Source organism: Brevibacterium sp. S22 (assembly GCF_004745485.1).
Classification (GTDB): domain Bacteria; phylum Actinomycetota; class Actinomycetes; order Actinomycetales; family Brevibacteriaceae; genus Brevibacterium.
Genome location: NZ_RHFG01000007.1, coordinates 51,279 through 64,500, shown reverse-complemented (window position 1 = coordinate 64,500; position 13,222 = coordinate 51,279). Strand labels below are relative to the sequence as shown.

11 protein-coding genes and 1 pseudogene are annotated in these 13,222 nt (G+C 66.1%); 4 read left to right on the top strand and 8 right to left on the bottom strand.

The window, feature by feature from the left end; all coding sequences use genetic code 11:
- Positions 1–117 precede the first annotated feature (117 nt).
- Entirely contained in the window at positions 118–816 is a 699-nt protein-coding gene (locus EB835_RS08435; protein WP_135809022.1) for a YoaK family protein, read from the top strand.
- A 149-nt stretch (positions 817–965) separates the two neighbouring features.
- Here EB835_RS08435 and EB835_RS08430 read toward each other — a convergent pair whose 3' ends face one another.
- Both EB835_RS08430 and EB835_RS08425 read right to left on the bottom strand, forming a co-directional pair.
- Complete coding sequence (locus EB835_RS08430) at positions 966–2,261, bottom strand: MFS transporter (RefSeq protein ID WP_135809021.1); 1,296 nt, start codon at positions 2,259–2,261, stop codon at positions 966–968.
- 85 nt (positions 2,262–2,346) lie between these two features.
- Positions 2,347–3,798, bottom strand: coding sequence for a M20/M25/M40 family metallo-hydrolase (locus EB835_RS08425; RefSeq protein WP_135809020.1), 1,452 nt, complete (start codon positions 3,796–3,798; stop codon positions 2,347–2,349).
- Positions 3,799–4,009: 211 nt separating this feature from the next.
- Between EB835_RS08425 and EB835_RS08420 the strand changes: the two genes are divergently transcribed.
- Entirely contained in the window at positions 4,010–4,909 is a 900-nt protein-coding gene (locus tag EB835_RS08420) for a LysR family transcriptional regulator (protein ID WP_168216671.1), read from the top strand.
- A 51-nt stretch (positions 4,910–4,960) separates the two neighbouring features.
- On the opposite strand, the gene soxR is transcribed toward EB835_RS08420, so the two are convergent.
- On the bottom strand, positions 4,961–5,419 hold the full coding sequence (soxR, locus tag EB835_RS08415; RefSeq protein ID WP_135809107.1) for a redox-sensitive transcriptional activator SoxR: 459 nt from the start codon (positions 5,417–5,419) through the stop codon (positions 4,961–4,963).
- Positions 5,420–5,484: 65 nt separating this feature from the next.
- Between soxR and EB835_RS08410 the strand changes: the two genes are divergently transcribed.
- Complete coding sequence (locus EB835_RS08410) at positions 5,485–6,933, top strand: MFS transporter (RefSeq protein ID WP_135809018.1); 1,449 nt, start codon at positions 5,485–5,487, stop codon at positions 6,931–6,933.
- A 93-nt stretch (positions 6,934–7,026) separates the two neighbouring features.
- Positions 7,027–8,022, top strand: a complete 996-nt coding sequence (locus EB835_RS08405) for a PCC domain-containing protein (RefSeq protein ID WP_135809017.1) — start codon at positions 7,027–7,029, stop codon at positions 8,020–8,022.
- Positions 8,023–8,108: 86 nt separating this feature from the next.
- Here EB835_RS08405 and EB835_RS08400 read toward each other — a convergent pair whose 3' ends face one another.
- From EB835_RS08400 to EB835_RS20605, 5 genes and pseudogenes are all read right to left on the bottom strand, one after another.
- Complete coding sequence (locus EB835_RS08400; protein ID WP_135809016.1) at positions 8,109–8,876, bottom strand: SDR family NAD(P)-dependent oxidoreductase; 768 nt, start codon at positions 8,874–8,876, stop codon at positions 8,109–8,111.
- A 132-nt stretch (positions 8,877–9,008) separates the two neighbouring features.
- Positions 9,009–10,532 carry a TRAP transporter large permease gene (locus EB835_RS08395; protein WP_135809015.1) on the bottom strand — a complete coding sequence of 508 codons (1,524 nt, stop codon included), beginning with the start codon at positions 10,530–10,532 and terminating at the stop codon, positions 9,009–9,011.
- On the bottom strand, positions 10,529–11,119 hold the full coding sequence (locus EB835_RS08390) for a TRAP transporter small permease (protein WP_135809014.1): 591 nt from the start codon (positions 11,117–11,119) through the stop codon (positions 10,529–10,531). Before EB835_RS08390 ends, EB835_RS08395 begins: the two co-directional genes overlap by 4 nt.
- A gap of 1 nt (position 11,120) precedes the next feature.
- Entirely contained in the window at positions 11,121–12,161 is a 1,041-nt protein-coding gene (locus EB835_RS08385; protein ID WP_240688639.1) for a DctP family TRAP transporter solute-binding subunit, read from the bottom strand.
- A gap of 155 nt (positions 12,162–12,316) precedes the next feature.
- Positions 12,317–13,158 (bottom strand): annotated as a pseudogene (locus EB835_RS20605) (SDR family oxidoreductase).
- Positions 13,159–13,222 lie beyond the last annotated feature (64 nt).

The following is a 13,222-nucleotide window of genomic DNA, read 5'->3' as shown; positions in this document are numbered from 1 at the left end:
CCGACCAGCCCTCGATTGCAGGCCGACCGTCTCCTGATTACAGTTTTGTATACAAACTACACCTCATGGCGACATTCCGGCACTGATGCCGGCTCCCCTCGCCCGGAAAGGACGCCCATGACCCGCCGACTCGACCTGGCCATGCTGCTGTTGCTGACATTCTCGACCGGGATGGTCGACGCGATCGGCTACCTCGGCTTCGACAAGGTCTTCACCGGGAACATGACCGGCAACGTCGTCATCCTCGGCATGGGTCTGACCGGCGCCGAGGGCATTCCCGTCCTCCGCCCCGCCCTCGCCCTGGTTTTCTTCATGGTCGGCGCGGCACTGTCGGGCCGGATCCTCGGCGACATCGGTGAGGCCTGGCATCACCAGACGACCGTGATCTTCGGCATCGTCGCCGCAGGCTGCGCGGCGCTGTCGCTCTACGTAGCAATCGTGCCCGACCCGGAGATCGGGTTGGCCGGCACGATCTTCACCTCCGCGCTCTCGGCCCTCATGGGCGCGCAGGCGGCCGCGGCGAGGAAGATGAAGATCGCCGATGTCACCACCGTGGTCGTGACCTCGACGATCGTCGGCCTCGCCTCGGACTCCCGGCTAGCCGGCGGCGACAGCGTCCGCTGGGTCCGCCGGCTGTTGGCCGTCGTCCTCATCCTCATCGGCGCGCTGGCGGGAGCGGCGACCCTCCTGCTCAATCAGTGGATCGGCATCGCCATCGTCGCCGTCATGATCGCCGCCGCAGCCATCATCGGACACCTCGGGGAGAAGAAGCGAACCCGCGCCGAGGCGGCCGACACCGTCCCAGCGAACGTCTGAGGAATCCGACCCCACCGACCCTCTTCATCGAGACAACGGTCGAGCGCCGAGACCACTGTGTGCACACAGTGGTCTCGGCGCTCGACCGTTGTCTCGGTGCGGCAGAACCAGGCCCAGCAGAGGACAGCCCAGCAGCTGCCGGGTCAGCCTCACCGCACGCCGAGTTTCTTCCACACGACAAGGATCGCCGCCACGCTCAGCGCACCGGCGAGCAACACCCAGTAGGCCGGCGCCTTCGCATCGCCGGTGACGCCGATGAGCCAGGCTGCGACCAGCGGAGTCAGTCCACCGAAGACCGCGACGCCGACGTTGTAGCCCAGGGACAGCCCTGTCCCGCGCACTTCGGTCGGGAAGATGTCGCCCATGACGCTGGCAAGCGGCCCGTAGTACGCGGCCTTGAGCAGTGAGAAGATGACGACCGCGATGATGAGCACTGTCAGCGCATTGGCTGCGACAACCCAGGTGAACAGCACCCAGGTGAGCACCATGACGGCGAGCGCTGCAGGGATCATGAAGGTCAGCCGTCCGACCTTGTCGCAGAAGTAGCCGGCGACCGGGGTGAACAAGAGCAGCACGATCCCGGACACGAGAGTCGCCCAGAATCCTGCCGAACTCGTCATGCCGAGGTTGTCGACGGCATAGGTCGGAACATAGGTGATGAAGTAGTTGAGGCAGGTCGAGACCGCGATCGCACCGATCGCCAACACCACGGCCAGCTTGTGGTGACGCAGCACGCCCCCGATGGCCGCTGCTTCCTTTGGTTTCTCGGCCCGTGCGGCAATGAACTCAGGGGATTCCGGCACATGCCGACGAATGTAGAGGCCGACCGGTCCGACGAGGAGTCCGACGATGAACGGCAGGCGGAAGCCCCAGGTCTCGAGCTGCTCCTGCGTCAGTGTCGTCGTCACGGCGACGCCGATGACGGAGGCGAGGATCGTCGACATCGCCTGCGAGGTGAACTGCCAGCTCGCGGCGAAGCCTCGGCGATTGGGCAGGTGTTCGACCATGAGCGAGGTCGCCGAACCGAATTCTCCACCGGCGGCGAAGCCCTGAACGAGCCGGGCCAGCAGAATGAGCAGCGGTGCGGCCAGTCCGATGACGTGTGCCGGAGGCATGAGCACGATCATCAGGGTGCCTGCGAACATCAGCCAGATCGTCAGCGTCAGTGCGGGCTTGCGGCCCCTGCGGTCGGCGAAGCTGCCGAGCACGATCGCTCCCACCGGGCGGATGAAGAACGACAGCGCGAACGTACCCAACGCCAGCATCACCGACACGGCATGGCTCTCTGACGGAAAGAATGCCACAGAGATGTAGACGGAGAAGTAAGCGTAGACCGAGATGTCGTACCACTCGAGGGCGTTGCCGACCGAGGCCGCGGTAATGACCTTCCAGGACTTCACCGGCGGCTTCTCTGCCGTGTTCTGCGCGGACAGCTGTTCTGTCATGGCTGGGCTCCTTCGCCTGCTGTGTTGTGGTCAGTGATGTTGCCTGACGAAATCAGGGGCACGATCACTTCGAGTTGAAACGTACTCACTTCGAGGTGAACCAGTCATCGGGGCTCGCCCGCATGTCCCAGAAGATCCCCGTCATGATCTCCGCGCCCTGCCTGAGCACCGAGAGCAGCGCGTGTTCGTCCGGCGCATGCTGATGGCAGCCCGGGTATGAATGCGGCACCCACACGGTCGGCAGTCCGAGCACCTCGGCGAAGACGTCGTTCGGAATCGTCCCCCCGAGATTGGGTTCTACCGCGGCCTCGAGCCCGGTCGTCGCCCGGATCGATTCCGCGGCGGCGGTCACGACCCGTGAGTCGGGGTCGAGCCGGGTCGCCGGCATGCAGTGCTCGAATTCGACCGCGACTCCCCTGATGCCCTGCTCCTCAAGGAAGGCCTGGACCCGGTTCTCGAAATCGCTGACGTCGGTGCCGACGACGTAGCGCAGCTGCATACTCGCCGAGGCGGTTCCCGGGATCGCATTGACCACCTGAGCCGGGTCGCCCGCATCGAGGGCGAGGACCTCGAGAACGTTGAAGGCGAAGACCCGCTCGGCTGGGCTCAGTCCCGGTTCGCCCCAGCTCGGGTCGGTCTCTGGCGCACCGTCCTCGACGACCTCGGGCAGCTTCGCGACTGCTTCGAGCACCGAGCCGGGAGGATCGGTCGGGCGCAGCGCCGGGATCCTGATGACTCCGTTGCCGTCGACGAGGGCGTTGATCGCCGCGGCGATGACGGTGGCCGGGTTGCGCAGGCGGCCGCCCCAGTTGCCCGAATGGTGGCTGTCGTCGCGTTCGTGGGCGACGAGGCGGAAGTTCAGGGCCCCGCGGGAACCGAGGAAGAGGGTAGGCGCTTCGGCGGCGATCCGGGGGCCGTCGGAGGCGAGGAAGAGGTCGGCGTCGAGTTCGGCGGCGTGTGCGGCGGCGAACGACCGCAGCCCCTTCGACCCGGCCTCCTCGGCGGTTTCCATGAGCACCTTGACGTTGAACCCGAGTCCGCCATCCCGGACGCCGAGGCCATCGAGGACGGTGCGCAGCGCCACGGTGTTGACACTGTGCTGGCCCTTATTGTCGGCGGTGCCGCGACCGTACAAGTGATCGCCGTCGCGGGTGAGCACCCAGGGGTCGAGGCCCTCGGCCCACTGTGAGGCGTGCGCGAACTGCACATCCCCGTGCCCGTAGAGTAGGACCGTGGGCAGGTCCGGGGCCTCGATGCGGGAGGCGATGAGCAGCGGGTGCTCGCCGGATTCCGGGTTGTCATAGATGGTCGAGTCGAATCCGAGTTCATCGAGTTCGGGAATGATCTCTTCGGACAGATACGCCGAGGCGGCAGGTCCGCTGCCGGGCGCCTGACTTTCCGTGCGGCGCGCGACCCTTCGGGAGAGGCGGTCGATGAAGGTCGCACTGTCGACGAACTCCCCAGCTTGTCGGGTCAGGTCGGCGCGGATCAAGGTGGAGTCTGCCGCGTCGTCGCGGACGGTGGTGTCATGGCTCATGTCTGCCAGCATCGCCGAGGCACCGCCACCATGACAGCCGATTATGTCCACTCCCGGGTGCGATTCCCGCACCGAAGTGGTGCATTTCCTGCACCACCGACGTAGCCTGTTCTCGCGACGCCGTACCTTGTTGTCGCGACGATTCGCCTGCCCACGCGATATGGCTTTTCGCTCCTGCCCACCGCAGTCACCCCGACCGAAGGACACGACGATGACCGATCTCCGGAGTCTCAAGACGCTACTCGCCGTCGTCGAGTACGGGTCGATCCACCTGGCCGCCCGGTCGATCTTCATCTCCCATTCCACGGCAAGCCGCCAGATCAGAGCCTTGGAGGAGCATTATGGGACGACGCTGTTCGAAAGGTCGAGCTCCGGCGTGTTCCCCACGGCTCAGTGCCTTGCCGTCGCCGATTTCGCCCGTCGGACCATCGCCGAATCAGAGCTGCTCGCCGATTCCTTCGGTGAGTACTCCGGCTCGATCGAAACGGTAACGATCGTGACGAGCACGGGGCTCGGTCAGACGGTCGTCGCCGATGCGATCAACCGCCTGATGCGCACGACCGACCGGGTGCAGATCAGCATCATCGACCGCGGCTCGGTCGAAGCGCTCCAGGTGCTGCGCAACCGGCAGGCCGATCTCTGCGTGAACTTCTCGGTGTCGAATCATGAGCTCGGCACTTTGCCCGGAGTGCGCAAGGTCGCCGAGGTGGAGGCGGCGAACTTCGCGATCCTGGATGACGACCATCCGCTGGCCGAGCGGTCCAGCCTCTTCATCAGCGATATGACCGATTTTCCTGTGGGCACCCTGCCGGCCGGAAACACCGCGCGAATGCGCATCGAACAGGCCGTGCGGGCGCAGGGACAGGTCTTCTCCCCCACGCTGGAGGCGACCTGTCCGGTCCTCATGGTGCGCTCTCTGGTCGGCACGTCGATGATCGCGATGATGGCAGGACGGACGATTCCGACGAATCTCAATGCCATCGGCTGCAAGGCGATTCCGATCATCGATCCGGACATCGAGTCGCGCTACATCCAGGTCCTCGAAGCCGATCCGCGCCGCGAATCCCACGGCCTCGACCTCGTGGCGGAGGCCCTGCAGAGCAGCCTCTGAAGAGCTCCCTCGCTGTCACCGGACTTCCAACTCCCTGCGCCCCAGGCACGCTTACTCAGCGGGGATCTCCGGAAGCAGACGTGGACCCGAACCGCTCGATCCGAGCTCGTCGTCCGGATTGAGCACTCGGCAGCTGCGCAGGGAGACGCAGCCACAGCCGATGCACTCGACGAGTTCGCTCTCCATCCTCTCGATCTCCCTGCGGCGGGCCTCCAACTTGCCTCGCCAGCGCTCACTGATGCGACGCCAATCGGTCTTCCCCGGCATCCGATCGTCCGGGAGATCATCGAACACGTCGGCCACCTCGGCGAGGGGGATTCCCATCCGTTTGGCCACCTGGATCACCGAGATCCGTCGCAGCACGTGGCGGGCGTAACGGCGCTGACCGCCCGCGGTGCGTTCGGAGACGATCAGTCCCTGTCTTTCGTAGAAGTGCAGAGCGGAAACGGCGACCCCTGTCCGTGCGGCCACATCGCCCACGGACAGCAGGTCGGTCGGGGACGGTTTCATGTCGCTCACGGAGGTTCTCACTCTCAGTTGACCTGAAGTTTGGTTGAGGTTTTAGGCTAGCCGATATGAGAGACGAACACGAGAGCACCTCTCCTGAGCATCCCTTGGACGCAGCAGCTGTCGATGCCCCCGAAGCACCGCTGTCAGGAGGCTGGCGCGAACTCTTCAGCGCCGAACATGCGAGCGCTTCACTCGTCCTCGCCGGCGGTATCGCCGTGTTCGCAATGAACACATTCGTCACCGCGGCACTGCTGCCTTCGACGATCGCCGACATCGGCGGCAGTCAGTACTTCGCGTGGGTGACGACGGCATTCCTGGTCGCCTCGGTGCTCGCGTCGATGCTCGTCGCCCGCGTGCTCGGAACGATGGGAGCGGCATGGGCCTACCTGCTCGCGTTCGTCCTCTTCGCCGCCGGGTCACTCGGCGCTGCACTCGCCCCCTCGATGGAACTGCTCGTCACCTCACGGATCGTCCAAGGCCTCGGCGGCGGTCTGCTCGCCGGGCTCGGCTACTCGGTCATCCGAGATGCTCTGCCGAGGCGCCTGTGGACTCGGGCGACGGGCCTGGTCTCGGCGATGTGGGGACTCGGCACGCTCATCGGTCCGGCTGTCGGCGGAGCATTCGCTCAGATCGGTTTCTGGCGTGGGGCGTTCGGACTGCTGGCCCTGGTCTCTGTCGTCCTCGGCCTGATGGCGGTGCGCAGTCTGCCCCGGGAAACACCCGGTGAGCGGAACTTCGGTCGAGTGCCGATCCCCTCACTGACGCTGCTCGTACTGGCTGCCGCTGCCTTCAGCATTGCCGCGGTGGTGCCCACGGGATGGCCGACGACCGCGGCCCTTGTCGCCGGGGCAGTTCTCATCGCAGCATTCATCGGCATCGACCGCGTCGCCGGTTCACCCGTTCTCCCCCGGATCACCTACCAGCGGGGCAATCCCCTCAAATGGATCTACCTCGTTCTCGGCATACTCAGCTCCGCAGCGATGCTGGAGATCTTCCTGCCGAAGTTCGGGCAGGACCTCATCGGCATGTCCCCGCTGCTGGCCGCCATCTTCGGGGTGACAATCTCGGTGGGATGGAGTTTCGTCCAGCTCTACAGCGCCAGCATCGACGATCCGCGCACTGGTCGGAGATTCATGATTCTCGGCCCCGTGCTCATGACAGCGGGGTTGGTCGCGTATACCGCGACGCAGTTCGTCGACGCCGATTGGATCGCGTGGGTCTGGGCCGGCAGCCTCGTCCTCGCGGGGTCGGGAATCGGCATCGCCTTCCCACACCTCAATGTCGCGGCGATGAGTGCCAGCGATGATCCCGTCGAAGGATCCAAGGCGGCTGCAGGACTCGGTACGGCCGAGCTCATCAGCAATACGATCGCCTCGGCGCTCGTCGGAGTGCTCGTTGCCGTCGGCGGTCCGGGGGCCGCAGGTGCGATGACGATGGGAGCCGGAATCGCGGCACTCGGCGGCATCGGAATCGCGTGTGCCGTGATGATCTGGCGTCGCACTTCTGTGGCGTGATTCCTCGGGAACCGAGCAGCACCGCCCCAGCCTCGTGTTCCACATCATGGGTCCGAGCGGGCGCCGACACGCACCGCCGCCGATAATCGAGACATGAGCAATGGAGCCGAGACGACAGATCTGCCCGGACCGACCTTTCCCCTCAACCGACCGGGCACGGCGGTCATCCATGCCGGACCCCGCCAGGATCCCCGCATCGTCTCCGTGCCGACTCGCTGCGCCGAGCACACCCTTGGACTTCCCGAGGGCGCCGACGTGTTCGCCGCACTCGAGCGGTCTCTGGCCGATCACACCGCCTCCGGCATCATGGCCGAGTTCGACGACGGTCAGTTCGACCGCATCGACTATGTCCATCCCGCCTACGGCCCCGATGCCGATCACCCGATGTCGTTCACCGAGGCGTTCAGCGTCAGCGGTCCTGCACAGCTGCGCCATGCCTCGGCCACCGTCGGGTTCCGGAACGATGCCCCGTTCTGCCACATCCATGCTTCGTGGACCGATGCTGATGGCACGGTCCGGGGCGGGCATCTGCTGCCGGGCACGCTGGCCGGTCCCGAGGGTCTGAGGATTCGCCTGTTCGTTCTCGCTGATGCCCGGCTGGTCAGCGACGTCGATCCCGAGACCGGGTTCTCCGCCTTCGCTCCGCACCCGCTGGATCCGGATCCGGCCACCGCCGAGGCGCGGACAGCCGCGACCGACGCACCGACACAACCCGACGCACCGTCGCGGCCCGCTGCCCCATCGCCGACGGGCACTCCCGGCGCCGTCGTCTCCCGTGTCCGTCCTGGCGAACTCCTCGACGAGGCGGTCCTCGCTGCCGTCCGGGACGCCGGCTACGCGGAGGCCGAGGTGCTCGCGAGTCTCGGCAGCACGACCGGTGCCGTGTTCACAGGCGGCTCCGCGCCGTGGCCGGCCGTCGAGTTCACTCACCTGGCGGGCACCGTCACCGGCGCCCAGTCCGAGGATCCCTATGTCAGCCTCACCGGCGAAGTCGTCGACGTCGCCGGCGATGTCCACAACGGCACTCTCGCACCGGCAGCGAATCCCACCGCCGTGACCTTCGAACTCTTCGTCCGTCGAATCGGCTGAGCAGTGCCGCGCCTTCCCGACGGTGGGAGCCCGCGGCCCCGCCCCTTTACGCCGCCACGCCGCCACGCCGCCACGAGGTCACTCGGTCACGACATCACGGCACCGCCGTCGACGCGGAGGATCTGTCCCGTCGTGAACGCCGCGCCGTCACCGGCGAGGTAGGCGACCGCCTCGGCGATCTCCTCCGGCTGGCCCATCCGATCAAGCGCCTGACCCGAGGTGTCGTAGATCTGGCCGACGGTGAGGGCGGACTCGACCGGTCCCGGCGCCACCGAATTGCAGCGGATGCCCTGGCGTCCGTACTCCTTGGCCACCCATTTCGTCAGCGCGATGATCCCACCCTTGCTCGCCGCGTACGCCGGTCCCGACCGGGCTCCGGCCTCACCGTCGGAGACCGCTCCGCCGTTGATGCCCGAGATCGACGAGATGTTGATGATCGACCCGGTTCCCGCCTCGATCATGTGCGGGTGGACGGCGGCCTTGATGAAGTTGAACGTCCCGCCCAGATTGGTCGAGATGTCGCGCTGCCACTGCTCGGCCGTGATCTCATCGATGCCGATGCGTGCGGCCGTGCCCGCGTTGTTGACGAGCACATCGAGTCCGCCGAAGGTCTCGACGAACGAGCCCACCGCGGCGGTCACTTCGTCGGCGTCGCGGACGTCGAGTGAGAAGGCGGCGAAGCGCTGGTCCGGGAACTGTTCGGCCAGGGCTGCGGCAGCATCGTCGGCGCCCTTGAGGTCGACGATGCCGACCGAGGCGCCACGTCGGGCGAGCGCGGTGGCGATCGCCAGGCCGATTCCCTGCGCGGCCCCGGTGACCAGGACCGTCTTGTTCGTGAGCAGATAGGGTTCCATGATTCTCCTTCGAGGGTTGAGAGTGAAGCGTAGGCTGCGCTCGCCGATCCCGGCCGACCGAGTCCGCCGATCCCGGCCGGCCGAACGCGAGAGGCGCCGGCCGGCCGAGCCGAGCTCGGCCGACCCCATCGCCTACCCGACCCCGAGGAGGTCGGGCAGCCAGTTCGAGATCGCCGGAATGTAGGTGATGAGCAGCAGTGCGACGATCGCGCAGATGAGGAACGGCATGATTCCGCGCACCACTTCCTCGAGTCGCGTCTTGCCGATGCCGGCACCCACGTAGAGGTTGAGGCCGACCGGCGGAGTGAACAGCCCGATCGCGAGGTTGACGGTCATGAACACGCCGATCGTCGTCATATCCACGCCGACGCCGAGGAGGATCGGCACGAGAATCGGAATGAACAGATAGAACGCGCTGATCGCATCGACGAATGCGCCGACGATGAGCAGGATGACCGTGATCACCGCGAGGATGAGGTACTTGTTGTCCGTCACCGACAGCACCGCCGTCGAGATCCTCTCCGCGATGCCCTCGACGGTGATGACGTAGGAGAAGAGGCTCGCCACCCCGACGATGAACATGATCACCGCGGTCGAGACCCCGGACTCGAGGAAGACCTTCGGCATGTCCTTCCACCCGAGCTCGCGGTAGACGAACACACCCACGATGAGCGCGTAGACGGAGGCCACGGCACCCGCCTCGGTGGGGGTGAAGATTCCGCCGTAGATCCCGCCGAGGATGATCACCGGGATGAGCAGGCCGGGGATGGCCTTGACCAGCGCGGCGAGGATCTCCCCGAACCCGCCCTCGGGATTGACCGTGGCCGTCGGATCCGCCGATCCGACTGACCCGGCCCCGGACCCGGAACTCGCCGAGGCGGCCTTCCCCTTCGTCGTCAGCAGCTGAGTCTTCCCGCCTGCCGCGCCCTCACCGGAACCTCCGGTCCCGTTCGATCCGGCCCTATTCGGCTCAGCACCATCGGATTCAGCGCCGGTCGACGCGGACCCGGGTCCCGCCTCGGCGCCGGCCTTCACCGGCAGTCCCGCCATCTCACGAACCCGCGGCACGAAGAGAGCCGCGATGAAGAAGGCCACGGCCATGATGATGCCGGGAATGATGCCGGCGATGAACAGGCGCGAGATCGAGATCGATCCGAACTCGGCCGCGACGACGGCGAAGATGATGAACGCGATCGACGGTGGGACGACGATGCCCATCGAGCCGGAGGCTGCGACGAGGGAGACCGCGTGCTTCTTCTGGTACCCGTTGCGCACAAGCGCGGGGATGAGGATCGCACCGATCGCGGCCACGGTCGCCGGTCCCGAACCGGAGATCGCGGAGAAGAAGAACGCGGAGATGATCGTCACCGCGGCCAGCCCATGACTGAACCGACCGAAGATGAGGAACGCGAGGTCGACGAGCCGCTGCGAGATGCCCGTGTACTGCATGACGATGCCGGCGAGGACGAAGAACGGGATCGCCAGCAGCGTGCCCGAACTCATCGACGGGAACATCACGGAGGGCACCACGTCGAGCACCTGCACACCGTCGGTGGTGACGAGGGTGACGACGGCGGACAGGCCGAGGGCGAAGGCGACGGGGATCCCGAGGCCGAGGAACAGGAAGAAGCTGCCGAAGAGCAGGAGCGTGATCATTTCCGGCCTCCTTCGGAATCGGACGAGAGTTCGGACGGTGCATCGGACCGGGCACCGGACGAGAGTTCGGCATCGTCGATGACCGGAGCGGCTTCGCTGGCGAGTCGCCGGGTGACCGCCTCGGCGGAAGTGTCCTCATGAAGCGAGGTCCGCAGGGCCTGGATGCTACGGACGATCCCGAGCAGACCCGCCAGTGGGATGGACAGGGTGAACAGCCACTGCGGAATGCCCAGTGAGGGGGTCGCCCGTCCACGCAGACCCTGCGCGATCGTCATCTCGCCGCCCCAGATGAGGAGAACAGCGAGGAAGAGCACGATGAGCACGGTGCCGGTGATGAGCAGTGCCTTGCGCACCTGGCCCTTCGCGTTCTCGACGAGGTAGGTGAACCCGAGATGCGCGCCGAGGCGGATGCCGACGACGGCTCCCATCATCGTCATGACGACGAGGAAGTTGATGGTCAGCTCCTCGGAGAACGCCAGCGAGGCCTTGAAGATGTAGCGGGAGAGGACGTTGACGAAGGTGACGATCACGATGATCATGAACGAGGCGATGACGACCCAGTCCTCGAAGAATCTGATGACTCTCATCTCACAGTCCTTTCGGGATGAACGCCTGGGCCATATCGGGTCCCCAGACCTTGCGGTATTCGTCGTAGATCGGCTTCAGCTTCGTGCGGAAGGCGTCCTTCTCCTCGTCACTGAGTTCATTGACCTCCATACCGGAGTCCTTCAGTTCAGCGATGAGCTTCTCTTCGCCGTCCCGGTTCTTATCGATCTGGAATTCGTTGGCCTCACCGGCCAGGCGGGTCACGAGTTCCTGATCTTCCTGCGTCAGCGAGTCGAAGAGGTCCTTGTTGATACCCAGCACCAGCGGATCGTACGAGTAGTTCCACAGCGTCAGATACGGCTGGACCTCTTGGAGGTTCGAGGAGTGGATGACGTCGATCGGGTTCTCCTGACCGTCGATCGCTCCCTGCTGGAGTGCGGTGAACACTTCGCCGAAGGGCATCGTCGTCGGGTTCGCGCCGATCTGCCGGTAGAGGTCGGTGTACATGCCGAAGCCGGGGATGCGGAACTTCAGGCCGCGCATGTCCTCGGGCGTGTGGATCGGCCGGTGCGTGTTCGTCAGCTGCCGCATCCCGGATTCGCCGAAGCCGAGCAGGTGGACACCTCGTTCGGCGAGGTAGTCGCCGTAGACGTCCCCGCCTGTGCCGGCGAGCGCCTTCTGCCCGTCCTCCACGGTATCGAAGACGAAGGGGGCCGTCACCGCACCGAAGCGCGGGTCGACTCCGGCGTAGATGATCGGCGAGTTGTAGGAGAAGTCCTTCGCCCCGTCCATGAGCTGTTCGACTCCGGCCGTGGCCTCACCGGCCGACAGTCGTTCGTTGGCGAAGACCTTCATCGTGATCCGCCCGTCGGTGGCCTCGTCGAGGTCCTTCGCGAACTTCTCGGCCGCGAGGTACCAGGTGCTCGTCGAGCCCGTGGTCACCGTCATCTTCCACCGGTAGCGCTGCTTTCCGTCGTCGGTGGTGCCGAAGTTCGTCCCGCACCCCGCCAGCAGCAGGGCGCACACCATCAGTACGGCGGACCAGACGAGCATCGTCCTCGTCGTCCGTGTTCTCGGCACCATTGCCTCCTTCATTCCGTTATTTCGCTGTCGTATCCGTGGTCGGCAGGGTTATGCCCGCGCCGAGGTGGCCCGCAGTTCCGCACGCGAACGCCCGTCCGCGCCGGTCGGGTCTTCCCCCGCCGAGGTGGCCGCCGCCATCCGTTCGCACCGTGCCCTCACCGCTTCGGCATCCCTGCGTAATGAGTCAGTCCCCCGTCAACGGGGATGAGCGTGGAGTTGATGTACGCCGATTCGCTTGATGCGAGGAACACCGCGAGGTCGGCGATATCCTCGGGCCGGCCCATCTTTCCCGTCGGCGACTGGGCATGGCGGGCGGCGAGCATGTCCTCGACCGAGTCGTAGTGGCCGCTGATCGAGCGGTGGATGAGCGGGGTCTCGATGAGTCCCGGAGCGATCGAGTTCGCGCGGATGCCTTCGGAGGCGTACTGCGCGCCGACGACCTTCGTCAGTTCGATGAGTCCTGCCTTCGAGGCCGCATACGCCGGGTAGTCGTACCCCATGTAGCGCATGCCCCCGACGGAGGAGACCGTGATGATCGACCCTGTGCCCGCGGCGCGCATATGCGGCAGGGCGTGTTTGATCGCGGTGAAGGCCCGGTGAGATTGATGTCCAGGGCCCGCCGGAACCCGTCGGCATCAAGGGTGTCGACTCCCCCGTTGACGACGATGCCGACGTTGTAGTGGAGGACGGTCGGTCCGCCGAGGCGGTCGGCGCAGTGCGCGAACGCCGCTTCCACGGAGGCCTCGTCCCCGACATCGGCGACGACCGTGGTCAGCTGAGTGTCGAGGTCGACCTCGCCGAGGTGGCCCGCCGTTCCGGGGCCGTCGACCCTCCTGATGCCGGCGGCTGCCATCTCACCGAGCTCCTTGGCCGCCTCGTCGAGGGCCCGTGGATCACGGTCGACGATGCACACTCGTGCACCCTCACGCAGGAACGCAGTCACCGCGGCGAAGCCGTTGTTGACCTCCCCGTCCGGCGTGCCGCAGCCGATGGCCATGATCGTCGTACCGGCCAACCTGCCTGCCGCGCCTGCCACCCGCCCGGTCGTGCTCGTGCTGTCG

Coding starts and splice junctions, on each gene's coding strand:
- EB835_RS08435 (WP_135809022.1), top strand. CDS start 118: ATGACCCGCCGACTCGACCTGGCCATGCTGCTGTTGCTGACATTCTCG.
- EB835_RS08430 (WP_135809021.1), bottom strand. CDS start 2,261: ATGACAGAACAGCTGTCCGCGCAGAACACGGCAGAGAAGCCGCCGGTG.
- EB835_RS08425 (WP_135809020.1), bottom strand. CDS start 3,798: ATGAGCCATGACACCACCGTCCGCGACGACGCGGCAGACTCCACCTTG.
- EB835_RS08420 (WP_168216671.1), top strand. CDS start 4,010: ATGACCGATCTCCGGAGTCTCAAGACGCTACTCGCCGTCGTCGAGTAC.
- soxR (WP_135809107.1), bottom strand. CDS start 5,419: ATGAAACCGTCCCCGACCGACCTGCTGTCCGTGGGCGATGTGGCCGCA.
- EB835_RS08410 (WP_135809018.1), top strand. CDS start 5,485: ATGAGAGACGAACACGAGAGCACCTCTCCTGAGCATCCCTTGGACGCA.
- EB835_RS08405 (WP_135809017.1), top strand. CDS start 7,027: ATGAGCAATGGAGCCGAGACGACAGATCTGCCCGGACCGACCTTTCCC.
- EB835_RS08400 (WP_135809016.1), bottom strand. CDS start 8,876: ATGGAACCCTATCTGCTCACGAACAAGACGGTCCTGGTCACCGGGGCC.
- EB835_RS08395 (WP_135809015.1), bottom strand. CDS start 10,532: ATGATCACGCTCCTGCTCTTCGGCAGCTTCTTCCTGTTCCTCGGCCTC.
- EB835_RS08390 (WP_135809014.1), bottom strand. CDS start 11,119: ATGAGAGTCATCAGATTCTTCGAGGACTGGGTCGTCATCGCCTCGTTC.
- EB835_RS08385 (WP_240688639.1), bottom strand. CDS start 12,161: ATGGTGCCGAGAACACGGACGACGAGGACGATGCTCGTCTGGTCCGCC.